Consider the following 23255-nt stretch of genomic DNA (forward strand, 5'->3'; position numbering starts at 1 on the left):
AATAAAAATCATTTTTCCAAAAGAAAAATGAATACCTAGTTATGAGTTAGCTGGATGGTATGTGTACGAAAAAAATTATTTCTTAAACATGAGTTAGTCACTATTTAAATGAGATAACAAATTTGAAAAACGAAATGGAGCGATTAATATGGAAGACACATTATTTAGTATTTTAGAAGATATCACAGGAACAGATGAAGTGAGAGAGAATCCCGAAGTTGATTTATTCGAAGAAGGGTTGATGGATTCTTTAGCAACGGTTCAATTATTAGTTGAGATCGAAGGACAATTAGGTGTACAGGTTCCTGTTTCAGAGTTTGACCGCGCTCAATGGAATACGCCAAATAAAATCATTGAACAAGTGAAGGCCTTGCAGGCTTAATGAAAAAGAAACTCTTCGGTATCTTTGGGCCGATTCTTTTAGCGGCAGTGTTATTGGTTTTTCTGTTTTTTTCACCGTTCAAAATCAACAGCAATGATCCAAAGCTGATCAAAGCTGCATCGAGTTCGATGGCGGGAAATGTTTTACGAGGAAACAGTATCACAAAAGAAGCTCTAAGTACCGATAACTATGTCCCGTTCTTCGGTTCCTCAGAATTGAGCAGGATCAGTCCGTTTCACCCATCGGTTTTAGCAGAAAAATATGATCGGGGGTATACGCCATTCTTAATGGGGGCACCAGGAACACAATCATTAACGCAATTTATGATGATGCAATCGCTGGGGAGCGACTTGAAGGATCGAAAAGTGGTCTTTATTATTTCCCCTCAATGGTTTGTAAAACACGGGATCAAACGGGATTACTTTGATGCGTATTACTCCCCCGAACAAACCTTGAATTGGCTGTTGAATCTGAAAAAAGTTCAAGCCAGCGATAAATATTTGGCTCAGCGCTTGACACATTATGGAGTGGTGAAAAAAGACGAGCGGCTAGAACGAATGCTTGATGCAGTGATGGCTGGTAAATTACCGGATAAAAACGATGTGACTATCAGCAAATTAAAATTGAACATGCTGGAGCGTGAGGATGAATTATTCAGTACGATCGGCATGATCAGTAAACAAGGAGCTATCGATCAAGCAGCCAAAGAGTTGCCGGCAGAATATAATGATCAGAAGCTGAATGCTTTAGCTAATCATTTAGGTGAGCGGGCGACCCAAGGAAATGAATTTGGGATTCAACGACGTTTCTATCATCAACGGATAAAACCACATATGGATCGTTTTGCGGATTCACAGAAAAATTGGGATTACCGTTTTTCACCAGAATTTTCAGATTTCCAATTGGCCTTGGACCAATTAGCAAAAGAACATGCTGATGTACTCTTTATCATTCCACCGGTCAATGGCCGTTGGGCAAAATTCACTGGACTTTCAAAAGAAATGCTGCAGCAGTTCTCAGGAAAGATCAAATATCAATTGACTTCACAAGGCTTCAATACTATCGCAGATTATACCGATCAGGATAATACCCCTTATTTTATGCAGGATACGATTCATTTAGGCTGGAAGGGCTGGTTGGCTGCGGATAAAAAGATCGCACCATTCTTGAAAGATCGCAAGTCGCGAGCAGAGAACTATAAAATCAATAATCAGTATTTTTTAAGCAAAGAATGGCAAGAAATGAATCCAGAGGAAATAAAATAGAAAAGAAGCATCCGAAATCACCAGGAATCTGGCGTTGCGGATGCTTTCTTGTCTAATACTTGCGGATCACTGGCGGTGTGTAGTTATTTATGAATTGATCGATTTCAGATAATGAGTTAGAAAATAGGGTTTTACTCCGATCTTCTTGAGTTAGAAAATTATTTTTTACCATACTGTCATATAGATTCTTCAATGGATCGTAGAAGCCCTTTTCATTAAATAGGACACAAGGATTTGCATTTTGCCCGACCCGCGCCCAAGAAATCATTTCTGTGATCTCTTCCAATGTCCCTGGTCCGCCAGGCAAAGCAATGCATGCGTCTCCTAGTTCAAGCATCTTTTGCTTTCTTTCAGACATGGATTGGACGACGTGCATCTCTGTTAAGTTAGGATGGGCCAATTCTCTTTCTATTAAAAAGGTGGGAATAACCCCAATCGCTTTACCCTGATTTCTCAGTACAGAATCCGCGATCGTGCCCATTAAGCCAGCCTTCCCGCCGCCATAAACTAGGGTGTGTTTCTTTTCTGCGATCCATTCACCAAATTTTTCCGTTGTCTTTTGATAGATTGGATCATTGCCGCTGCCGGCACCACAATAAACGATGATATTCAAAATATGTTCCCTCTTTCATTTCGATTGGTAGTAGTATATCATATGGAAGGAACTTATGTTCGCGAAAATGAAATGGAGGGATTTTTTTGGATATACAAACGTATCAAGAATGGATTGGGGAATTTTATAAAAAGAGAAATTGGTATCAATATGATCCGTTTATTCGATCAAATTTTCTAACGGAGGAAGTTGGTGAGGTTTGCCGAGCGATTCGAACGATCGAAATCGGGCGTGACCGGCCAGATGAGAAACCTTCCGATCATTCAAAATCAATTGAAAATTTAACCGAGGAACTAGGCGATGTTCTAGATAATCTGTTCATCATCGCCGATAAATATGGCATTTCTTTACAGGAAATAATGACGATTCACAAACATAAATTGGAGCAGCGTTACGACTGATCACGGTCGAATGCTGTTCTTTTTCTTAATTTGTAATTAATACTAGATAGTTTATTTTATTTTAAAAAAATGAATTCGTATTCTAGTTATTTTAGCGCTAAAATAGGAATGTCTAAACTAAGAAATCCGTTGTTTTTTTAATAAATGAAAGCGTATTTTTAAGCAGAAAAAGGAGATTGGACAATTATGACGACGATGCAATTAACCGAAAGACGATTACTCAGCATGAAATTGGAAAACCTAGAAAAAAAAGTGTTGGCTTATTTTGCGGAAGCAAAAGACTGCGCATCGGTAATCGAGTACGCGGTAGTCATTCTCTTGAGAAGCGCCTTGAGCATGAGTGATTTCTCGTTTTCAGAGGACTTGAAAGAGGTTATCCGTGAGGTATTCATGAGTGCGGAGCCAAGTGATGGATTGCGTCATTATTGTCCTTATTTTAAGGGGTTTTTCAAAAGTGGCGAGTGGGATAAACAGGTTATTGGTCGTCTTTATAAGGATAAAAAGGAGTATCAACGTCTTTCCGCGGAAGCTCGCTCCTACAATAATTTGCTAAAAGCTCCAGGCAGCGGGGAACAGAAGCATCCTGATTTACAGCTTAAAATAGTCTCGGTGTTTGAAGATGCTAACGGAAAAAAACATACATTGACGTTAAAGGACGCGGATGAATCGCGGACAAAAGCAGAGACGTACAAACTCTTAGAAATTTTGACTACCTTAAGTATTTTCCAAAAGGATGGCGTTCGGCGCTTTGTCAGATTGTTAAAATCCGCTCGTCCGGGAACGATCGATACCTATGAGGAAGAAGAACAAACTGACCTGCAGGAGGAGTCTGTCCAAAATTCTGATGTTGAGCCGCAAGTGATCAAAATCATGGTTCCATTCGGCTTTGATCCAAGAACCTTAAGTGAAAATGAAGTGGTGGTATTGGCCAAAGCGCATTTGCCAGCAGGCGCAAGTCTAGAGAATGTTCAAATCGAGTTTGTCGAGAAGCCAGAGGAAGAACCGCCGATAGAAATGGCGGAAACTCAGGAACGGGCTGCGTCATCCGCAACGACTTTGACTGAAAATGCCAATGACCAACGATCTGAATCACCAACTAATGAACAGATTCCAGCCGAAAGTATTGATCCGCCAGCAGAAGTGAAGCAAAACCCGAAGAAACAAAAGGCTCTCACGAATAAGCAAGCGTATGCCCAAAGCTTGATTGCTAACCTTATGAATGGGATAGGAAATCAAAAGGGCACGAATAAAAAAGGCACTAAGAAAAATAGCAGCAATAAGAAAAAGAATAAACGTAAAAAATAATTTCAATCCCCTTAAAAAAGGTCTATTTGTCATGGCTTGGTTTGACTTCGTTTAAACTGACCATACTTTTTTATATAGATGGTTTTAAAAATTTTTAGATGCGGATTCTAGCAGTAAAGCCGAACAAAATAATAACCTAAGGGGAAAAGCCCCCTTAGGTTATTTCCAGCTGCACTTAGATTCATTGTTGGTAAGTTTTATAATAAAAGATTGCTAGCTGTGTTCGATCGCGGACTTCTAATTTCTCTAATAGCTGACTGATATTGTTTCGCACGGTGCCTTCGCTTAGAAATAATTCTTTGGCAATCTCTTTATTGTTTTTGCCGTTGGCGACAGCGACCAGGATGCTCTCTTCACGTTCTGACAACGAGATATTGGAAAGCTTAGGCGGTGCTTGAACAGTCAAAATGGATGCCAATTTTCCTGCAATCTCTGTTCCGAAAACGGTCTGTCCATTAGAAACGGCCTTGATTGCCGGTACGATACTGGCAAGATCCTGCTTAATCAGATACCCCTTCACGCCAATCTGCAGAGCCTCTCGAATATATTCATCATCAGAAAAAGTTGTCAGCAGTAAAATGACAGCTTGGGGAACTTGCTTAAAAATTTCCTTCGCGGCTTCGATTCCGGTGCTTTCTCCCATGCGAATATCGGTTAGTAAGACATCTGGCTGTTCTTGTAAATAGAGAGTCACAGCATCCGAAGCTGAGTTTCCAGTACCAACGACTTCGATTTCTTCTGATAGTTCTAAAATAGTTTTCAATGATTCCGTTACCAACGGATCATCATCAACAACGACAACACGAATCATCTTTTTCCCCCTTGAGTAGTATTGGTTCGATCACGTTGAATGTTAAGCAGCGACGATCGAGTATCCTTTGGCAAAATGACTTGAATCATAAAATTCTTTGATGTTTGCGAGATATGCAGCTGGCCGCCGATTTGCTCTGTCCGTTGCCGCATACTTTTTAAACCAATGCCATTGCCGCATTTTTTAGGTAAATCCCCGTTATCAAGAATTTGCAAACGATGGAAAGCAGGCAATTCACTAAAAGAGAGTGTCACTTTACTCGCATTACTGTGTTTCATTACATTAGAGAGTGCTTCTTTCATCACCATCAATAGGGTTCGGTCCTGTTCTGAAGGATACGTTTCAGGGATGGTTCCACGAACTTCTACCTCACAAAATTGAAAATCCGCAATTAGTAAATCTAACCCTTTCTCAAAGGATAACGAAGTATCATGCAGGTCATGAACACTTTCGCGAATATTATCCATCCCAGTGTGAATGGTTGACCGTAGTTGGTTCAGCGGTTTCTTCAGCCGTTCGCTTTGATTGAGTGCTTCAATCGCTCCAAGCTGAATGATGGCGCTGGATAATAAATGACCAACATTGTCATGAATGTCGCGGGCAATCCGGTTGCGTTCTTCAGAAATTTCCAAGTCAATGAAAGTCTCCTGAGATTGGATTAATTCATTGTTCTTTTGCTTCAGTAATTCCTGTTTTTCCCAACTGTCATCTTTTAATCGCAATAATGCTTCTTCTATTTTTAATTGCTTTTTTCCTCGCCAAGCTAAAAGAAGTGCAAAACAACTCAGGCAAAAAATCAATAGCCGTTCAGAAGAGGAGTAGCTGTCCTGAAACAGAGGTACGAATAAAGTGATTAGTGCCCAACTCCAAATAATTTCTTCACGCCAAGCGATTCGCAAATTTGCTGGAAGAAAAACAAGCAGCGGCGGCCAGAAAAAACTGACAATCAACAATGGGAAAACACCTAGAATTTGTCCCAACGACTTTTGGAACAGCAGTCCAGGACTGGCCAGAAGAATACTCGCAAGTAGATAGATGACCATTTCTGGTTTGAAGCCTTGTTGAAAAAGCAGGAAGATTCCAAGCGTTTCTAAAAAGAAATAATCTACCCAATAATTGTTTATTTTTTTCATGGCTACCTCTTATTCTTAACAGTCATTTTTAAAGTGAAAAAGCATCTCAATAAATGACATTTGTCATCTCATGATTGGCATATAGTCACTACAACGAAGTTTCTAATTTTATTATAGTAAATGTAAGAAGAAAAGGAAAAGGAGTTTTTCAAATGTTGATTGAAATCGAAAATTTAGTAAAACGTTACGGTGATTTCACCGCATTGAATCATTTGAATCTATCAGTAAAAAAAGGAGAAATATTAGGATTGCTGGGGCCGAACGGCAGCGGAAAGTCTACTACGATCAATTGTATGCTGTCATTGCTGACGTATGATCGTGGTTCAATCAAAATCTTTGGCGAAGAAATGGGACCAGAGAAATACAACATCAAACAAAAAATCGGTGTTGTTCCACAGGAAATTGCACTTTTTGAAGAATTGAATGTGACAGATAACATCAACTACTTCTGTGGGTTGTATGTTCAAGAAAAGAGCAAGCGGGAACAATATGTCGAAGAGGTGATTCAGCTTGTCGGACTAGAGGAATTTCGCAAGTTTTATCCCAAACAATTAAGCGGGGGCTTGAAACGGCGATTGAACATTGCCTGCGGCATTGTCCATAAACCGGAACTGATCTTTTTAGATGAACCAACCGTTGCGGTAGACCCGCAAAGTCGGAATAAAATTTTAGACAGTATCAAGGAACTGAATCGTCTAGGTGCGACGATCGTCTATACGACTCATTATATGGAAGAAGTCGAAATTTTATGCAACCATATTGTGATTATCGACCAAGGACAAGTAATCGCAGAAGGCAGTAAAGAACAATTGAAAAATATGGTTCGAGAAAATGAGAAACTGATTATTGAAGTACCCGAATTGACCAAAGAACAAATTACGGACATCGGAGCCTTCCCATCAATTTTAGAAGTTGCCTATGATGAAAGCTATCTGCAGGTGACGACCAAAGAATTGAAGAAAACCTTGCTGCCGATCTTAAATTATTTTGAAGAAGAAAAAATCATGTACGCAAATATCCATACCCAAGAAGCAACACTGAATGATGTGTTCTTGGAGATCACCGGAAAAGAATTAAGGGATTAGGGGTGAGACTATGTTTGTTCGTTTATTTATCTACCGCTTACGAGTGTTGTTAAGAAATCGCAGTCTGCTCTTTTGGACCTTTGCCTTCCCGGTTGTTTTGGGCTTGTTATTCAATTTAGCGTTTGGCAATTTGGATGAGATAACCGCACTAGAAACCTCAAAAGTAGGGATCGTTTCGACGGATGCTGCCAAGACAAAGCAGTTTGAATCGGTTTTAAAGGAAATAAAAAATGATGACGAAGTGATATTTAAAAGTAAAAAGTTATCAAAAACAGAGGCGCAAAAACAATTATCAGATGACAAAATTTCAGGCTATTTTGAGATTGATGCGGATACTATCGAACTGTCTGTCAGCAAGAGCGGCACGCAACAAACGGTTTTAAAAGAACTGCTGAATCAATATTTGCAAAATACGGATAAAGTCGAAACGTTGATGGCCTCAGGCACCGTACAGCCACAAGCTATCAGTCAGGCGCTAGAACAAGAAAACTACGTGAAAGATGGAAATGGCACGGGCAATTTTAATCTAAAATCTTTTTACTTCTTTACCTTAGTTGGGATGACCGTGATGTATGGCTTTATGTGGGGACTACGAAATGCTAACGACCAGCAAGCAAACCAGTCACCAGAAGGAATGCGTCTATGCTTGATACCGCGGAATAAATTGTTGGTTTCTTTTGCAAATATGCTGGCTAGCTTTGTCTTGTTCTTCGTTCAGACTGTTTTGATTTTGATGTTTTATCGCTTCGTATATCAAGTCGAATTCGGGGATCATTGGAATTATATTTTATTGGTCTGCGCGCTCGGTGCGTTTACCGCCATCTCATTTGGGACTCTGATCGGCAACGCATTGTCCAAGTTGGACTTTCAACAAAAAATCTCGATTGGTATCTCGATTTCTATGATTATGAGCTTTTTAGCAGGAATGATGGGTTCCCAATCGATTAAATACTGGATCGATGTACATGTACCGCTGTTAGGACGAATCAATATCGTGAACTTGATCAGCGAGAGTTTATATCAGCTGTTCTACTATCAATCGTTAAATCCGTTCTATATTAATCTGTTATGGTTGGCAGGCTTTGGCATTTTATTTATCTTGTTGAATTATTCTTTTGAAAGGAAGGTGCAATATGACCACCTATAAAGCGATTTTGCAAATTCTAAAAAAGAATAAGGGCAGCCTGATGCTGGGTGTGATCATCATGGTGATCATTACGATGTTTTACGCGGGGCAATTAACGAAGGACGCCGAGGAATTGACAGGTGCGAAGATCGCTATCTTATCCGATGACGATTCTGCGATTGAAAAAGGGTTCGTCGATTATCTAGGAAAGCAGCACACGATCGTCAACTTAAAAGATACTTCGCAAAAAAGTTTGGACGATGCCTTATACTTTGACGAAGTGGAGTATATTTTAGAAATACCAAAAGATTTTTCTGAAAAATTGGCTAAGGGTGAACAGGTGAAGCTGACGAGTAAAACGCGCCCGGCAACCTTTTCTCAGTCATTAGTGGATACAACGATCAATAATTACTTGAACACGTATTTAACTTACCAGAAACAACTGCCGGATAAGAGTCGGCAAGAGTTGTTGAAGATGACGAAGAAGACGCTGAGCAAAGACGGAGAAGTTCATTTTGATTCCACCTATCATAAAAAGAAGAAACAGAGCGTCAGCGGACAAATTTATAACCTTTTAGCTTATGGCATGTTCCTGTCAATCTTCAGCGGGTATGCCGCGGTGAACTTAGCCTTCAACCGAGAAGAGATCCGTCAACGAAACAGCTGCTCGCCGATTTCACGCCGCAAGCTGGCTCGTCGGATTTCCATGGGAAATTTAGTTTATGCTGTTTTCTGCTGGGTGCTGTTTGTCGCTTTTGTGGTACTGATTACCAAGAGGCAATTTGATCAAGTCATGGGGTATTCTGTACTCAATACTGTTGCCTTTTTTGCGGCAATCATCAGTTTTTCAATCATGGTTACCAGTATCTTACAAAATGAGGATGCGATCAGCGGCATCAATAATATATTCATTATGGGTAGTTGTTTTGTCGGCGGTGTTTTTGTACCAAGTGATTTTTTACCGGATGCGGTGAATAAAATAGCAGCATTTACACCGACGTATTGGTTTGCTCAAAATAATGAATTGATCGGCAAGACGGTTGATTTCAATCAAAAGTTTATGGATAAATTTCTATTCCAATCAGGGATCTTAATCGCTTTTGCGGCGGCATTTTGGGTAATTCATTTGATCACGATGCGCGAAAAAGGCAGTTGGGCATTGAAAAGAGTGAAAGCATAAAGAATAAGCGTGTCGGCAGGCACGCTTATTTTTTATACCTCAAAGTAAATCTGCTGCTTTTCGCCGAAAAAGATCGGCAAGAGCTCATTCAATGTACCCGCCAATTTTTGCGAGGATAGTTCCTTCTTTTGGACCCAAAAAAGATCGTCAGGAACGGCTTGTTTCTTTGCCTTAGCAGTATAGAGAAATGCGAGTTCGCGAGTTTCTTTATTAACGTTGTTCCATTCGGCTGTCCCCCGTAGTATGGGCTGTACGGTTAACCCGGTTTCCTCCTCGATTTCTCGAACAGCTGCGTCGAAGCTGCCCTCCTCTTTTTCGACATGTCCGCCTGGAAAGGTCCAGCCGGGCCAATCTTTTTTCTTCCGATCTTGAACCAATAGTTCTCCTGCTTCATTTTCGATCATTACCATCATGGTCAATTCGACTGCTAGTAAACGTGTCATTTGATCACCTCATAGTGATTATACAACATACTTCGCAGATTTTTTTGACAATGGTATACTGATTTTAGGTAAAACGGGATGTCATTTTTTATGATTCAAGCGACAGGACATCCTTAGTGGGATTCAGATTTATTTTAGGAGGAGTAAGAGTGGAGAAAAAGGAAGAGCAATTATTAATTAATCTCACTTCAGCGCGGGGAATCGCGGGAAATGAAGACGAGGTCAGAGAGGTCTTTAAAGATTACGCAAAAGATTTTGCTGACGATATTTTCTTTGACGGTTTAGGCAGCGTCATTGCCAAACATGGCGGAGGCGGCGGACCGAAAGTCTTCATCTCAGGCCACTTAGACGAAGTCGGCTTTATGGTGACGAAAATTACGGAAAAGGGATTTCTTGAATTTCAAACAATCGGCGGTTGGTGGAACCAAGTCATGCTGGCCCAGCAAGTGGAGATCAAAACGCGTAAAGGTAAAATTATCCATGGTGTGATCGGTTCAAAACCACCTCATGTGCTGACACCGGAAGCGCGGAGAAAACCTTTTGAGATCAAAGATATGTTTATCGATATCGGTGCAACAAGTGCGGATGAAGCGAAGGAATGGGGAATCCGTCCTGGCGATATGGTAACGCCGTATATCCAGTATCAACGAATGAACGAATCAAAGTTTTTATTAGCGAAAGCATGGGATAACCGGATTGGTACGGCTGTGGCACTACGCGTGTTAGAAAATTTATCTAAACGTGAGCATCACAATGTATTATTTGCCGGCAGCGATGTTCAAGAAGAAGTCGGTTTGCGTGGCGCTCGTACAAGCTCGCATATTGTCAATCCGGATATTGCTTTTGCACTAGATACAGGAACAGCCGGAGATACACCTGGAATGACACCAAAAGAGGCAGATTCTGTTTTAGGGAAGGGACCGCAGATCTTGATTTACGATGCTTCAATGGTCCCTCATAAAAAATTACTGGATTTCGTTATTGATGTGGCAGAGGAACTAGATATTCCATTCCAATATACAGTGATTGCTGGTGGTGGAACAGACGCCGGACAAATGCACTTGACCCGTGATGGGGTGCCTTCATTAGCGATAACCGTACCAGTTCGCTACTTGCATTCACATACATCGGTCATTCATGAGGATGATTATTTTAATACAGTGAAGCTAGTCACTGAAGTCGTTGCTCGTTTGGATTATGATGCGGTTGGAGAAATCAAACAGTATTAGCTTGTTTAGCCAGAGTCCGTCGTAGTTGTTTTTATGTCCGTTGTTCCTGCTTTTTAATAAGGAGTAATGAAAGAGTGAATACGAAAATTGACACAAAACGTACAGAACTGGATCATTTAAAAAAAGAATTGAAAACCTTTGAACGGCTCAGTTACGCAAATGTTCCAACGGCTCTTGAAGCCAAACGAGTCGAAGGAAAAATAAAAAAGCTGACGAAGGAAATTACCGAATTAAAAAAATCGTAGGAAAACGCATCCTGCGGACAGAGCTGCCATTTAATTTTTTGCAGTTCAAAATGAGAAAAAAGTGGATTCGCTCGACGAATCTATAACGGACAGTGAGTAGAGCCGTAGTCAGGCTTGAACAACAAAGTCATTTTTAGTGAGAAAAAATGACTATTTTAAAACAAAAAGGGAGTATAGCTATGAGTCTTAGTGAATATCGTCAAAGAGCCAAAGATCGTTTAAAGGATCAATGGGGGATCAACGTTGGATTAATCCTCATTGTGGGGTTATTGACAGGTGCGATTAGTAACGTGTCAACGATGACCAATAATACAAATCTTCAGTTAGGTATCTCATTTTTATTGAGTATCTTGGTTCTTTTTGCATTCAGTTATGCCCTTTACTACATCAGTTTGTATGTGGTACGAGGCGGCAGAGCTGAGTTGGGACAAATCTTTGTCGTCTTTCAGCAGGGGTACTATGTACCATTGCTGCTGATTAATATTATTGCGCAAGTTGTACAATATGTGCTGGCAGCAATCTTCTTCATTCCATTGTTGCTGAGAGCTGGAAGCAGCGTCTATTTCTCGCTGATTTCATCTGGCGGCGTCACAAGTATGGACAATGCGAATACGTTGCTGAACTTTGGTGTGATTGGTCTTTATGCTGTTTTGACGTTAGCGTTCTTGCTTGTAACAACCATTATCAGTATTATCTTCAAATTTGCTGTCTGGGTGAAATTTGATTACCCGGATCTAAGTGTCAGCGACTGCATCAAGCGTGCTTGGTTATTGCTGAAAGATCGTTGGGGCAAATATATTCTATTGCAATTATCATTTATTGGCTGGTACATTTTAGGTTTCGTCGCTTTGTTCGTCGGGCTGCTTTTTGTAGCGGTCTATGTAAACACAGCCAGCGCTGCTTTTTATGACCAAGCCTTGAAGGAAAAAATCGATCAGGGGGAATTAGCATGAAATTGACCGTACTTGGTTGTTTAGGGGCGTATCCTTATGATGGTCAAGGCACCACCAGTTATTTACTGCAGGCTGATGGGTTCAATTTATTATTAGATGCCGGCAGTTCAACACTTGTGGAATTGGAAAAAGAACTCGATCCTTTGGATTTGGATGCGGTGATCTTAACGCATTATCATCATGATCACATTGCCGACTTAGGTGTGCTGCAATATTATTGGCAGCTTTATCCAACACAAACGCCAAAGCCTATTCTGCCGATTTATGGACATACAGAGGACGAATTTCACTTCGATGAATTGACGATGGAAGGCGTTACCGAAGGCCGGTCTTACTTCGAAGCAGAAGAATTGAAACTTGGACCATTTCTTGTTACGTTTATGAAGACGATTCATCCGGTACCTTGTTATGCGATGCGTTTTGTTGAAGAAAAAACCGGAGCAGTTTTCGTTTTCACTGGAGATTCAGGCTACTTGGAAGCATTCAATCAATTTGCCAAAGATGCTGACTTATTTTTAGCGGATACGTATCTATTTGACGGCAATGAACGGCACAAAGCTCATTTCACTGCTGGCGAGGCGGGGACATTCGCCAAAAATGCAGCAGTCAAAAAATTAGTGTTGACTCACTTGCCGCAACATGGCGATTTAGAGGAATTACGGCAACAAGCTGCCGCTACCAGTGCAGGTATTCCTGTAGAATTAGCACAGCCGCACAACGTTTTTGAGATTTAAAAATAATTTATTCCTTAATTGGAGTTAGGAGCTGGAAACATGCTATATGTACCAAATGACAAAGAACGTGATCCACGAGTAAATCTTGCCATCGAGACGTATCTATTGCAGAATATGCCGCTAGATGAGCCAATCCTGCTTTTTTATATCAATGAACCGTCGATTATCATTGGCCGTAACCAAAATACGATCGAAGAAATCAATAAAGAGTATGTGGATGAAAAAGGGATTCATGTCGTTCGCCGGTTAAGTGGCGGCGGCGCTGTGTATCACGATTTTGGAAATTTGAATTTCAGCTTCATTATGCCAGATGACGGCAACTCTTTTAGGGATTTCAAAAAATTAACCGAACCCATTGTCGAGGCCCTGCATAAACTAGGAATCAAAGGGGCACAATTAAAAGGGCGAAATGACTTGGTAATTGAGGATAAAAAATTCTCAGGCAATGCTATGTATTCGACCAACGGCCGGATGTTTGCGCACGGAACCTTGATGTTCGACAGCGATATCGACGAGGTGGTCAATGCCTTGAAGGTCAAAAAAGACAAGATCGAATCAAAAGGTATTAAATCGATTCGTTCACGTGTGACGAATATCAAAGATTATCTGCCAACAGACAAACAAGACATGACGACCGAAGAATTCCGTCAAGCAATTCTTTTGCAAATTTTTGGTGTAGACAGTGTGGATCAGGTTAAGACTCATAAGCTGAACGAGGAAGACTGGCAGGCGATCAATCAAATCTCTGATGCGTACTACAAAAACTGGGACTGGAATTATGGCCGTTCTCCAGAATTCAACTTGGAACGACAAAAGCGTTTTCCAATCGGTTCGATCGAGGTTCGCTTGGATGTTGCCAATGGAGCAATCGAGAAAGCCAAAGTCTTCGGCGACTTCTTCGGACTAGGTGAAATCAAAGACGTCGAAAATCAATTGATCGGCACACGCTATGAAAAGCAAGCTTTAGAAGCAAGTATTGATCAAATCGATTTGACCCATTACTTTGGGAATATCACTAAAGAAGACTTTTTAGGATTGATTTACTAAATAGAAGATTAAATGAGCTATGACAAAAGTTTTGTCATAGCTCATTTTTTCGCATAAACGGTGTGACAGAATTAGCTTCCTCGGAAATAAGCCGAAATTTCTTGAAGCTGACCACTTCTGACACAACCTCTTATAGTCCCAATGTGATTTTAAAATACTGCTGCTTTTCTTTATTTTGCCATTGCCAGTCGCCATTCGACCGTCTAACGGCTTATTCCAACTCTTCGTGTTTATCAATTGGAGTCGTTGAAACAACCGACGCATCAAAAGAGTGCCGAGTGAAGGCGCTTGTGTTGCTTTCAATAATCAACTGATCCTGTTTTTGTTGAATCGTGATATCGATAGTGCCGAAGCGTCTGTCATTCAAAAATTTTTCGAACAATTGGATCATCAAACTCAAATTTTCCTCATTCAGCATTTCCGCGTCTTCTTTGACAGCCAGTCGGCAGGAGAAGAACTTTGCTTGCTTGCGAAATTCTTTTTGATAATAATTCTGCACCTGCTGAAGAAGGTGAGATAAATTTGGCGTTTGGTCAGACCAAGCGGCTTCCTTTTCTGTTAACAATTTAAAAGTTGTTAGCAAGTTGTCTCGTTTTTCTTTCGCTAAGAGCAGCAGCTGCGTTTGCTCCTGTTGCTTGCTCCGGCTACGTTGGATAAATCGGATATCCTCCTCAAAATGGTACCCGCTGATCAAAATCATCAATCCGCCAAACAGAATCAAGGGCCAATCAATCGTTAAGTTCGCTGCCCCGGCAAAAAGTTGGATGTAGAAGAAACAATGGATAAAGGCAGCCATAATAATTCCTGGCGAACAAAAGGTATAAAAACGATTATGGTCAGCTGATTCCGCCAAAGCGATCGCTGCCGTATACAGCGTCATGAAAACGTTGAATCCACTGAAAATCTGTACGGCGCTCGGCAGGGATAATTTTCCGGCAATGATACAAAGCGACCCAAGGATTAAAAGAAAAATTTGTGAACCGACACCGTAGAGATAGTAGTGCTGATATTTTTTGGTTCGCAGCAGGTAGTAATTAGTCAAAAAGACGGGAATCAATATTGCGGTTAGATTATATAGAATCGATAATGTCCTAGGCCCGAATATCGTGCTGGCAGGAATATTCAAAACAATTGATTGCACCCCTACTAAAAAAGTAAAGCCAATCAAAATCAGCGATGAAATAAAACTCTTTCGCGACATGTTTGGTTTTAAAAAGAGAGCGATCACCATTAGTACGATCAAGGTCGAGCAGCTGATTAGAAGCAACAACTGCGGTAGGGAATGCAGAATAAAGAAACGGCTTACTTCAGCTGTTTCGCCAATAAATACTCGAGCGGGAATCCCAGCATAATAGTCGTAGGGTGTCTTCGTAATGATCCGCAATTTTTGTTGCTGGTAATTCTTAGGCAAATGCACAGTCGTCTGTAAAATCCCGGGCTCTTTTTGCATATCAGTGGCCCCATACTTATAGATCAGCTTTTCACCGACATAGATAGAGAGCCATTGATGATTTGTTTGCACGACTAGCTGGGGATCTTTTAACTTCATTTCTAACTGTTGTTGCATAATAAGAGCATTATTGGGATGGATGCTCGTTAAGCGCTGCCCTGTTTTGCCAAAAATATAATGATCTGAATGATCCTTGATGATAAATGTCCAACGATCCTGTAATTCTTGGACGTTTGTTTTTTTAATCTCATTTATGATCTTAATGCTAGTAAAAGCGATTGTTATTAAAATAACTGATATTATTAAAATTAAGCTGCGCCTTTTATTTGGTCTAGGAAATCGACCGTTGTCTATATTCGTTATGATGGAATAACACCCTTTCGTTAAAAAAAAGAAAATAATCTGTATTTAATGCTATTATAATAGTAACATATTGGTGTTTTCAATCAAAATAAATTTTGTTTTTTACTCAATTAACAACTAAAGAATAGTTTTTTTTGCTTAATATGATATGATGTTAATAGAACGATTTTCTTTTTTTAGGGGGATGAAGGGGCAGTTGAAGAATAAAAAAATAACTGTTGTTTATGCTTTTTCGATTTTCTTGCTATTCTTATTGGCGATCCTGACGATTGTTATTCCAAAAGCTCTGGATGTCACACCTTACGTGATTTCAGACAATAAAATGGCGCCAGAATATCATAAGGGCGGATTAGTTTTTGTGAAGGACGTGTCGGAGCCGATCCACGTCGGCAATACGATTACATATTATGAGAATCAAGGAAAGGCCATCAAGACTAGGCGAGTGCTCGCTTTGGATAATACGATCGACGGCTACTTTGTTAAGGGAGATAATTCGGATAAAGCCGAAATGGGGTTGGTTCATGAACGGAATTTGATCGGACGACCGCGTTTCTATTTACCTTATATTGGTTTTCTAGCAGATACGGAAGCAATGAATATTTTAAAAATCAGTCTGTTTGTTGGCGCTATTCTGATGACTTTCTCGACTTTATTTTTCCAAAGTGACCTGAAAAGTAAGCTGCGTCAAGCAGACTAAAAAAGACCTCCACTATGGAAGGTCTTGACAGTAAGTATAAATAAATCGCTTAGCAGCAGCGATATCCATGTCCAGCTTTACGAACTAGCATCTCGGCAGTAAGCCAAAAGCTTGTTCGTGAAGCCTTTCTTATAATCTTATTAATACGACAGGTTCAAAGATTCTTTGACTTCGTTTTTAGCCTCTTTGACTTCATTTTTGGCTTCTTCCATTTCTTCTTTTGCTTCTTTACGGTTTTCTTTCAACTCACGCTTGGTTTCTTTACTTTTTTCTTTTAATTCACTTTTGACTTCTTTGGAAGCCTCTTTGATTTCGTTTTTAGCTTCTTTGATTTCATCTTTACCCTCGTTTAAGCCATTCTTGATTTCGTTTTTCACTTCTCTTAATTCTGTTCGAAATCCCGTATGCCATACTGGACGGAAAATGTAACGATTCACCGTTAACAATCCAATACAAGCAATTCCCAAAATCAATACTGTAATATCTAACCCATTTTTTTTCATTTTTAAATCCTCCTGATTTCTACTAAGTGTGGCATCAACGTCAAAATCTTTTTTTATTTTTTATTTCCGCTTTATTACTACACTCTCATAATAAGAGAAAAGCGGAAGCGTTTCGTCCAACCAAAGTCCTATTTTCATATCGGATAAAAGGCTGGAAAAATAAAAAAATGGGAGTGAAATGAAAGGAGGCCGACTCCTAAGTGTTCAGCGTCAAGAACTAAGAAGACAATTCCGAAAATTGCCAAAAAACACAGCTCCAGCTAGGTCAAAAATACTAAACGACAGTGTATCCACCTTCACGCAAAGTTTCAATAGACGCTTCGTATTTGTCTGCTTTAACTAAAATATAATCAGTATTGTACGTTGAAACAGCAAAAATACTGATGCCGGCTTCTGCTAGCAATGAAGCGATCTTTGCTAGAATTCCGACAAGGCTGAAATCCAATACCCCTTCAATCTTAACCCCTCTCCAACCATCTTCGCATTCGATCGTATCGGTTGGAACCTTATCCGTTGCAGAAACGATTGATACCTCTTCATCCGTTATACCAATGAAAAGCGGTTGTTGTGCTAAATCGATCAAATTTAAGTTTGCTACCTTATAAACAGATAATTCTTGTGGTAAAGTTACTAATTTCATTCAAGTTGCTCCTCTCAATGAATCATGATCTTTCAAATTTATCAGAGGAGTTAAAGGAATGCAATCCGATTTTTTGCCGTGACATCCTCTCCATAGTATATTTGAGAAAAGAACAAAAGGAGTATTCGTGATGAAAGCATTATATTTTGAAATATTTGGCGGCAGTGAGGTTCTTCAATACGGAGAGCTGCCTAAACCAGAGATTAAAGACAATGAAGTATTAGTCAAAGTTGATTATATCGGCTTGAATTTTGCGGATATCTATCGTCGACGAGGCGAGTATTCTATTGAAAAACAGGAGCCTTACATCAATGGGTACGAAGGTGCTGGCGTTATCGTTGAAATTGGCGCAAAGGTGACAAAGCAAAAAGTCGGAGAAACTGTTTTGTTTGTGGATGTACCACTCGCAAATGCTGAATATGTAGCAGTGCCGAGCGAACGAGCGATTCAATTGCCTGCAGGGATCGATAGTAAATTAGCTGCCAGTATTGGTTTGCAAGGAATGACTGCTGATTTTCTTGCCCATGATCTAGGGCGGAATGCACCTGGCGAGAAAGTATTCATTACGGGGATCAGTGGCGGCGTTGGCCAGATACTTTCACAAATGTTGATAGCAGATGGAATCCATGTTTATGGATCTGCTTCATCAACAGAAAAACAAGCCTTAGCATTATCACACGGAGTAAAAGAAGTTTTTCCAAGCCGTGAAAATTCTTGGATTGAAGCCATCGAAGGTCAATTCGCAACCGCTTATGACGGTGTTGGTTCTACGATTCAGCAAAGTTTAGCATTGATCCAGCATCGAGGGAAAGTTGTATTTTTCGGTATGGCTGGCGGTGATCCGATAAAAATTGATCCCGTCGCTTTAATGTCTGAATCGAAAAGTATTTTGACAGGGGATCTATGGGATTACCTAACCAGTTATGAAGAAAGAAGAAGACGCAGTGAGCGCTTGTTCGACTACTTTATTAAAAAGCAAATCAAAATCAGCGAACCTACCATTTTTTCATTAGCTGACGGTAAAAAGGCCCACGACTATTTAGAAACAGGGCAAAGCATCGGAAAAGTGTTGTTGAAGCCGTAAAAAAATTTTTTTACTCGCCATTTGACTAGTCAGATGGTGTTTTTTTATAACCTGACATATGCTTGCAGGTTCTCGATGATATACTAATCATGGAGGTGAATCTTATGGCAGAATATCGTTTATTTCAAATGGTCTACTATTTAATGGATAAGGGAAGGACGACCGCACCAGAGCTAGCAGAAAAATTTGAAGTTTCGATTCGCACGATTTATCGCGATATTGATATCTTGAGTGCTGCAGGAATTCCTGTTTATACGACACAGGGAAAAGGCGGTGGGATTTTCTTGCCTGAAAATTTTGTTTTGAACCGTTCGCTGATCTCAGAGGAGGAGCAAAATCAAATTCTGATTGCTTTACAAGGAATGAGCGGCGTCGACGAGAAAAGGAACCAAGCCTTGCTGAAAAAAATGGGTAGTGTCTTTCAGAAACAGACGGCTAATTGGATTGAGATCGATTTTTCAGATTGGAATCCGCGAAATGAAGAGCTGTTTCAAACGCTGCAAAAGGCCATTTTTCAAAGGTCGCGTATTGCTTTTCGTTACTCTAGTCGAGAAAAAGCTGCTTCAGATCGTAAAGTTGAACCGTTAAAACTTATTTTTAAAGCAAGAGAATGGTATGTCTATGCCTATTGCTGTGATAAACAAGATTATCGACTCTTTAAACTTAAACGGATCAGAGACATGCAAGTGACAGTCGAAAGCTTTGAACGCGAAGCGCCAGAAAAAGTACTTCGCCCGGAAAATATTTATACGACCGAAAAGCTTAGGATTCACTTAGCTTTCGCACCAGAGTTGGCCTATCATGTTTATGAAAATTACGAAACGATCGATGTGGGAGTGGATGGACGACTGCTGGTTTCGGCGGATTATCCGGTGAATGACAGTTTGTATCGTTTTCTGCTTTCCTTTGGCGGGCAGTTAGAAGTTTTAGCTCCTGCTTCTGTTCGAAAGGAAATGAGCAAAAAAATCGATCAATTAAAAACTATTTATTAAACCTGACACGAGGTTGCAGGTTATGCTCGCTATAATGAAGTCAAAGTTGAAAGTGAGGGAAAAGAAATGAAATATGATTGGAAAAAACAAGAGAAGCATTTATATGGTACTAAAAAGAAAGTTGAGATTGTGACGGTTCCACCACAGAAATTTCTTACGATTCAAGGTGAGGGGAATCCCAACAATCAAGAGTTTTCTGAACGAGTAGGAGTGCTTTATCCGGTCGCTTGGAGTATTAAGATGGGCTTCAAAAAATTTTATCAGGCACACCAGGAGCTGCAAAGCGAGTTTGAGTATTCTGAATTTGCAATCTTTCCATTAGAAGGTATTTGGTCTACGAAAAATGTCGATGATATTACTGATAAAGAAAGCTTCGAGTACAAGATTATGTTGCGTCAACCGGATTGGATCACGCAAGAGATGTTCGAAACAGCTGTAGCTGCTGTGCAAAAGAAAGAACCGAATGACTTATTAAGCGAGCTTTCCTTTGAAACAATTGAGGATGGGAAATGTGTTCAGCTGCTGCATCTGGGTTCATTTGATGACGAGCCAGCTTCATTCCAAAAGATGGATCAATTCGTTAAAGAGAATGGTCTAACACGCAGCAGCTATCTTCATCGAGAAATCTATCTAAATGATGCCAGAAAAACAGCACCAGAAAAACGTCGTACGATTTTACGCTATCAAGTAGAGTAACGTATCCAAGCACAATCTTCGTCTTCCTTCAGAACATCTAGTATAGTGGTTCTGAGGGAGGTGGAGACATGGAAAATCTTATCTTGATGGGACACATTGTTTTTGGGATTGCTTCATTTGTAGGCTCTTTATTATTGACGATCGGTTTTAGAAATTCTTTCGCCAAATTGACAGGGATCCAAAAATCAGGAATCATTTTAACTGTTGCCAGCCTATTCGGTACGATCGCCTTTGCGATGCTGACAAAGGGCAATGCAATCGGCGCAGTTCTATTCATCGTATTAGGTTTAGCGATGTGCGCGTTAGTTATGGTACCAAAGACAGACAAAGAATAAAAATATAAAGAAAAACCGTTAGAGACCTAGTCTCTAACGGTTTTTGACATCACAGGAGGGATTCGAACCCCCGACCGTCCGCTTAGAAGGCGGATGCTCTATCCAGCTGAGCTACTGTGACAGTAGTTTTGCAACAATTGCTATTATAGAAAAACTACTCTTGATTGTCAATGCTAATTCGTTATTTAACAGATTCAAAAAGATATTCTTTGATTAGTTTCAGTGTTTTTGGATTCTCAATCAGCGAACCGTGGTCGGCTTGTTCGTTTACGATGATCTCCTTATATTTTTCACTGTCGCCATAAATCAGTCGTCCAGCAAGAACGCTCGTCAATGGAACAGTAGTATCTGAATTTTGATTATCAACATTTCCGGCAATGTTATAGACGGTGATATTCTTTGGAATATTTTTTTTGTTTTTCAAGTAATACTTCAATAGATCACTTTCAGCCTTGGGTTTAGTGAACGTTGCGCTGTTGTCATTATAATCCCATGACGTGTCATTGTAAGGAGTGCCTAATGTAATCAAATGATAGAGTGAAGGATCATTGCTTTTCTGTTCGTTCTCCAAATATCCTGTTAAAATCAATCCGCCGTTGGAATAACCCAGATAGTCGTAAGTATTGAAGGTATAGTATTTTTCAGCATATTCCAACGCTTTTTGGAACCAGCGAGATTGTTTTGGCAACGATGGATCAGAGCCATCTTCGAACGCGATTGCAATGATCGGACGTTTTGTATCTTTAGTAAAGTGACCTGAAGAAGTAATTGAATCATCTTTATTTACCGTGATTTTTATTTCATCGACATTCTTTTCTGTCTGTTTTAAAGAATCAACTAAACGATCGAAGCGATCGACATCGCCGTTTGTTCCCGGAACCATGATTACCGGTGCAGGGATCGGCAAAGGATCGGTTGGATTTTTCGAAGCCTGAACATGATCTTTTGTTTCAAATAGAACGAATCCGAGGACACACACGAATAGGATTGATAGAATGACTCCTATTTTTTTGTTTTTCATAGGAAATTCCTCCATTTCAGTTCCTTAGTGTACGCCAATTTTTTTCAGGTACAAGCAAAAAGGCGGAAATTCAAAAAAGTTTCAAATTTCCGCCATCATTTAGTTGTTTTTTGAGATTAAGGCGACACCATCACCTAAAGGCAGCAAGGTCGAAGAGAGCTCTGGTGATTTTGTGACTACTTCCAAAAATTCATTCAAGTTGCGATGGATCGCACGATTCTTGCGAGGAATTTCGTCTAACGGTTGCAATACTGTTCCTGCTTGGAAAATATCATCCACCATTAATACCCCGTCATCTGATAGTAGACGTAAGCATTCAGGTAAGAATGTGATGTATTTTGATTTTGCGCTATCCATAAATATAAAATCGTATGGTCCTGTTAAAGAGCCAAGTAAATCTGCGGCATCGCCTTCTAATAAAGTCACTTGATCCTCTAAACCAAGTTTTGCAAAATTCGCCTTTGCTTTTTCAATCATGACTGGGAAACGATCGATTGTCGTAATTTTGGCCTCTTTACTAATCGAATCCGCCATCAAGCTGGCAGAAAACCCGATCGCAGTACCAATCTCTAAAACATTTTTCGGTTGTTTCTGTTTCAATAAAAATTGTAAGAAGACAACTGTTTCATGGGGGATAACAGGTACACCATTTTCATGGGCCAGTTCTTCTAATTCACCTAATGAGCCAGTTAATTGTTTTTGCTCGGTTCGTAAGTAGTGTAAAATATCTTCATTAATAATTGGACGGTACATCATTTCGTTACGCATTATTCTTCCTCTTTCTCTAATAATTTTCCGAGTATTCGCCAGTCGTCCTCAATTTTATCACTTAAGGAACGATTATAAAAAATCGCCGCAGGATGAAATAGGGGGACGATCGTGTATTCTTTTTCTGATAGTTGATAATTGGTTTGTTCTGCGTTCAGTTCAAGTACAGGACCATGATAGACCTCGCCATGACGCTCACTGATCTGCCATTTTGGTCCAAGCAGCCGTTGCAAACCAATATTGCCTAACGTCGCGATGATTTTGGGTTGAATGATTGCTAACTCATAATCCAAAATTGGAGCGTGAGCGAGTATTTCTTTTTTACTTGGTGTGCGATTAGGATAAACGGTCTCATTTTCCTGAGTCCGTTTGTTCATTCGCTTTACGATTTTATAAGGACGACTCCTGACAGCACTGGTAATGTAGGTGTTTTCCCGCGTTAATCCAATCGCTGTCATTGCCTGCATCAATTCCTTCCCCGCTGCGCCAGAAAAAGGAATGTGATTGACAACTTCATTCCGGCCAGGCGCCTCACCTACGACCATTAATTTTGGCTGAAGCGGCCCTTGTCCGGTAATGAACCCTTCAAGCTGAAACTCTTTTGAACGATTTGCTACTAATTCAACCAACTCTTTTGGATAGTCCATTTATCACACCTCGCTTTGTCATCCTTCTAATAGTAGAAAAAAGCAGCGCGCGCGTCAATAAATAATCATTGACTTGCCTTATCTTTTTTAGTAAACTATGAATGTTG

At 40.1% G+C, this 23255-nt stretch carries 27 protein-coding genes and 1 tRNA gene; 17 read left to right on the forward strand and 11 right to left on the reverse strand.

All coding sequences use genetic code 11. The annotated features are described in order from the left end of the window. Positions 1 to 148 precede the first annotated feature (148 nt). Both dltC and dltD read left to right on the forward strand, forming a co-directional pair. Positions 149 to 382: a D-alanine--poly(phosphoribitol) ligase subunit DltC gene (dltC, locus tag IGI38_RS01465; protein ID WP_438725848.1), complete on the forward strand. Its 234-nt coding sequence runs from the start codon at positions 149 to 151 to the stop codon at positions 380 to 382. Further along, positions 382 to 1647 carry a D-alanyl-lipoteichoic acid biosynthesis protein DltD gene (gene dltD / locus IGI38_RS01470; protein ID WP_438725850.1) on the forward strand — a complete coding sequence of 422 codons (1266 nt, stop codon included), beginning with the start codon at positions 382 to 384 and terminating at the stop codon, positions 1645 to 1647. Before dltC ends, dltD begins: the two co-directional genes overlap by 1 nt. Positions 1648 to 1699: 52 nt before the next feature. Here the strand turns inward: dltD and IGI38_RS01475 are convergent, their stop codons facing one another. Continuing rightward, on the reverse strand, positions 1700 to 2260 hold the full coding sequence (locus tag IGI38_RS01475) for a TIGR00730 family Rossman fold protein (RefSeq protein ID WP_438725852.1): 561 nt from the start codon (positions 2258 to 2260) through the stop codon (positions 1700 to 1702). Between the two features lie 86 nt (positions 2261 to 2346). Here IGI38_RS01475 and IGI38_RS01480 point away from each other — a divergent pair, with 86 nt between their 5' ends. Further along, positions 2347 to 2661, forward strand: a complete 315-nt coding sequence (locus tag IGI38_RS01480) for a MazG nucleotide pyrophosphohydrolase domain-containing protein (RefSeq protein WP_438725854.1) — start codon at positions 2347 to 2349, stop codon at positions 2659 to 2661. Between the two features lie 186 nt (positions 2662 to 2847). Further along, positions 2848 to 3966, forward strand: coding sequence for a hypothetical protein (locus IGI38_RS01485; RefSeq protein WP_438725856.1), 1119 nt, complete (start codon positions 2848 to 2850; stop codon positions 3964 to 3966). A 181-nt stretch (positions 3967 to 4147) separates the two neighbouring features. Here the strand turns inward: IGI38_RS01485 and IGI38_RS01490 are convergent, their stop codons facing one another. Then, entirely contained in the window at positions 4148 to 4777 is a 630-nt protein-coding gene (locus IGI38_RS01490; protein ID WP_438725858.1) for a response regulator transcription factor, read from the reverse strand. Further along, complete coding sequence (locus tag IGI38_RS01495) at positions 4774 to 5910, reverse strand: sensor histidine kinase (protein ID WP_438725860.1); 1137 nt, start codon at positions 5908 to 5910, stop codon at positions 4774 to 4776. The genes IGI38_RS01490 and IGI38_RS01495 overlap by 4 nt, the downstream gene beginning before the upstream one ends. A gap of 152 nt (positions 5911 to 6062) precedes the next feature. On the opposite strand from IGI38_RS01495, the gene IGI38_RS01500 reads away from it, so the two are divergent. From IGI38_RS01500 to IGI38_RS01510, 3 genes are read left to right on the forward strand one after another with little or no spacing between them, the layout of a single operon-like run. Beyond that, complete coding sequence (locus IGI38_RS01500; RefSeq protein ID WP_438725862.1) at positions 6063 to 6995, forward strand: ABC transporter ATP-binding protein; 933 nt, start codon at positions 6063 to 6065, stop codon at positions 6993 to 6995. A 10-nt stretch (positions 6996 to 7005) separates the two neighbouring features. Next, positions 7006 to 8142 carry an ABC transporter permease gene (locus IGI38_RS01505; RefSeq protein WP_438725864.1) on the forward strand — a complete coding sequence of 379 codons (1137 nt, stop codon included), beginning with the start codon at positions 7006 to 7008 and terminating at the stop codon, positions 8140 to 8142. Continuing rightward, complete coding sequence (locus IGI38_RS01510) at positions 8129 to 9301, forward strand: ABC transporter permease (protein WP_438725866.1); 1173 nt, start codon at positions 8129 to 8131, stop codon at positions 9299 to 9301. The genes IGI38_RS01505 and IGI38_RS01510 overlap by 14 nt, the downstream gene beginning before the upstream one ends. Positions 9302 to 9333: 32 nt before the next feature. On the opposite strand, the gene IGI38_RS01515 is transcribed toward IGI38_RS01510, so the two are convergent. After that, complete coding sequence (locus IGI38_RS01515; protein ID WP_438725868.1) at positions 9334 to 9744, reverse strand: NUDIX domain-containing protein; 411 nt, start codon at positions 9742 to 9744, stop codon at positions 9334 to 9336. A 149-nt stretch (positions 9745 to 9893) separates the two neighbouring features. Between IGI38_RS01515 and IGI38_RS01520 the strand changes: the two genes are divergently transcribed. The 5 genes from IGI38_RS01520 (at position 9894) to IGI38_RS01540 (ending at position 13952) form a co-directional block, all read left to right on the forward strand. After that, the gene (locus IGI38_RS01520) at positions 9894 to 10973 is read left to right on the forward strand and encodes a M42 family metallopeptidase (RefSeq protein WP_438725870.1); all 1080 of its coding nucleotides are present in this window, start codon (positions 9894 to 9896) and stop codon (positions 10971 to 10973) included. A 74-nt stretch (positions 10974 to 11047) separates the two neighbouring features. Continuing rightward, positions 11048 to 11218 carry a hypothetical protein gene (locus IGI38_RS01525; protein ID WP_438725872.1) on the forward strand — a complete coding sequence of 57 codons (171 nt, stop codon included), beginning with the start codon at positions 11048 to 11050 and terminating at the stop codon, positions 11216 to 11218. 146 nt (positions 11219 to 11364) lie between these two features. After that, positions 11365 to 12171: a DUF975 family protein gene (locus IGI38_RS01530; protein WP_438725874.1), complete on the forward strand. Its 807-nt coding sequence runs from the start codon at positions 11365 to 11367 to the stop codon at positions 12169 to 12171. After that, positions 12168 to 12905, forward strand: coding sequence for an MBL fold metallo-hydrolase (locus tag IGI38_RS01535; protein ID WP_438725876.1), 738 nt, complete (start codon positions 12168 to 12170; stop codon positions 12903 to 12905). The genes IGI38_RS01530 and IGI38_RS01535 overlap by 4 nt, the downstream gene beginning before the upstream one ends. Before the next feature lie 39 nt (positions 12906 to 12944). Continuing rightward, complete coding sequence (locus tag IGI38_RS01540; RefSeq protein ID WP_438725878.1) at positions 12945 to 13952, forward strand: lipoate--protein ligase; 1008 nt, start codon at positions 12945 to 12947, stop codon at positions 13950 to 13952. 211 nt (positions 13953 to 14163) lie between these two features. Here the strand turns inward: IGI38_RS01540 and IGI38_RS01545 are convergent, their stop codons facing one another. Continuing rightward, positions 14164 to 15501: an MFS transporter gene (locus IGI38_RS01545; RefSeq protein WP_438725880.1), complete on the reverse strand. Its 1338-nt coding sequence runs from the start codon at positions 15499 to 15501 to the stop codon at positions 14164 to 14166. 460 nt (positions 15502 to 15961) lie between these two features. Here IGI38_RS01545 and IGI38_RS01550 point away from each other — a divergent pair, with 460 nt between their 5' ends. Then, positions 15962 to 16462 (forward strand): signal peptidase I, encoded by a 501-nt coding sequence (locus IGI38_RS01550; protein ID WP_438725882.1) that lies wholly within the window; start codon positions 15962 to 15964, stop codon positions 16460 to 16462. 140 nt (positions 16463 to 16602) lie between these two features. Here the strand turns inward: IGI38_RS01550 and IGI38_RS01555 are convergent, their stop codons facing one another. Next, on the reverse strand, positions 16603 to 16965 hold the full coding sequence (locus IGI38_RS01555) for a YtxH domain-containing protein (RefSeq protein ID WP_438725884.1): 363 nt from the start codon (positions 16963 to 16965) through the stop codon (positions 16603 to 16605). Between the two features lie 274 nt (positions 16966 to 17239). Continuing rightward, positions 17240 to 17605, reverse strand: coding sequence for an ACT domain-containing protein (locus IGI38_RS01560; protein WP_438725886.1), 366 nt, complete (start codon positions 17603 to 17605; stop codon positions 17240 to 17242). Positions 17606 to 17735: 130 nt separating this feature from the next. Here IGI38_RS01560 and IGI38_RS01565 point away from each other — a divergent pair, with 130 nt between their 5' ends. The 4 genes from IGI38_RS01565 (at position 17736) to IGI38_RS01580 (ending at position 20712) form a co-directional block, all read left to right on the forward strand. Next, positions 17736 to 18689 carry a zinc-binding dehydrogenase gene (locus tag IGI38_RS01565; RefSeq protein ID WP_438725888.1) on the forward strand — a complete coding sequence of 318 codons (954 nt, stop codon included), beginning with the start codon at positions 17736 to 17738 and terminating at the stop codon, positions 18687 to 18689. A gap of 104 nt (positions 18690 to 18793) precedes the next feature. After that, the gene (locus IGI38_RS01570; RefSeq protein ID WP_438725890.1) at positions 18794 to 19681 is read left to right on the forward strand and encodes a helix-turn-helix transcriptional regulator; all 888 of its coding nucleotides are present in this window, start codon (positions 18794 to 18796) and stop codon (positions 19679 to 19681) included. A 66-nt stretch (positions 19682 to 19747) separates the two neighbouring features. Continuing rightward, a complete protein-coding gene (locus IGI38_RS01575; RefSeq protein ID WP_438725892.1) occupies positions 19748 to 20377 on the forward strand; it encodes a GyrI-like domain-containing protein in 630 nt (209 codons plus the stop codon). 68 nt (positions 20378 to 20445) lie between these two features. Further along, positions 20446 to 20712, forward strand: coding sequence for a Na+-transporting malonate decarboxylase, carboxybiotin decarboxylase subunit, madB (locus IGI38_RS01580; protein WP_438725894.1), 267 nt, complete (start codon positions 20446 to 20448; stop codon positions 20710 to 20712). Between the two features lie 47 nt (positions 20713 to 20759). On the opposite strand, the gene IGI38_RS01585 is transcribed toward IGI38_RS01580, so the two are convergent. From IGI38_RS01585 to IGI38_RS01600, 4 genes are all read right to left on the reverse strand, one after another. Beyond that, positions 20760 to 20833 (reverse strand) — tRNA-Arg (locus tag IGI38_RS01585). Between the two features lie 60 nt (positions 20834 to 20893). Next, positions 20894 to 21733 carry an alpha/beta hydrolase gene (locus tag IGI38_RS01590; protein WP_438725896.1) on the reverse strand — a complete coding sequence of 280 codons (840 nt, stop codon included), beginning with the start codon at positions 21731 to 21733 and terminating at the stop codon, positions 20894 to 20896. 99 nt (positions 21734 to 21832) lie between these two features. Further along, entirely contained in the window at positions 21833 to 22501 is a 669-nt protein-coding gene (locus IGI38_RS01595; RefSeq protein WP_438725898.1) for an O-methyltransferase, read from the reverse strand. Next, positions 22501 to 23148 (reverse strand): uracil-DNA glycosylase, encoded by a 648-nt coding sequence (locus IGI38_RS01600; RefSeq protein ID WP_438725900.1) that lies wholly within the window; start codon positions 23146 to 23148, stop codon positions 22501 to 22503. Before IGI38_RS01600 ends, IGI38_RS01595 begins: the two co-directional genes overlap by 1 nt. Positions 23149 to 23255: the final 107 nt, after the last annotated feature.

Source organism: Enterococcus sp. AZ128 (genome assembly GCF_051714485.1).
In the GTDB taxonomy this organism is placed as follows: domain Bacteria; phylum Bacillota; class Bacilli; order Lactobacillales; family Enterococcaceae; genus Enterococcus_A.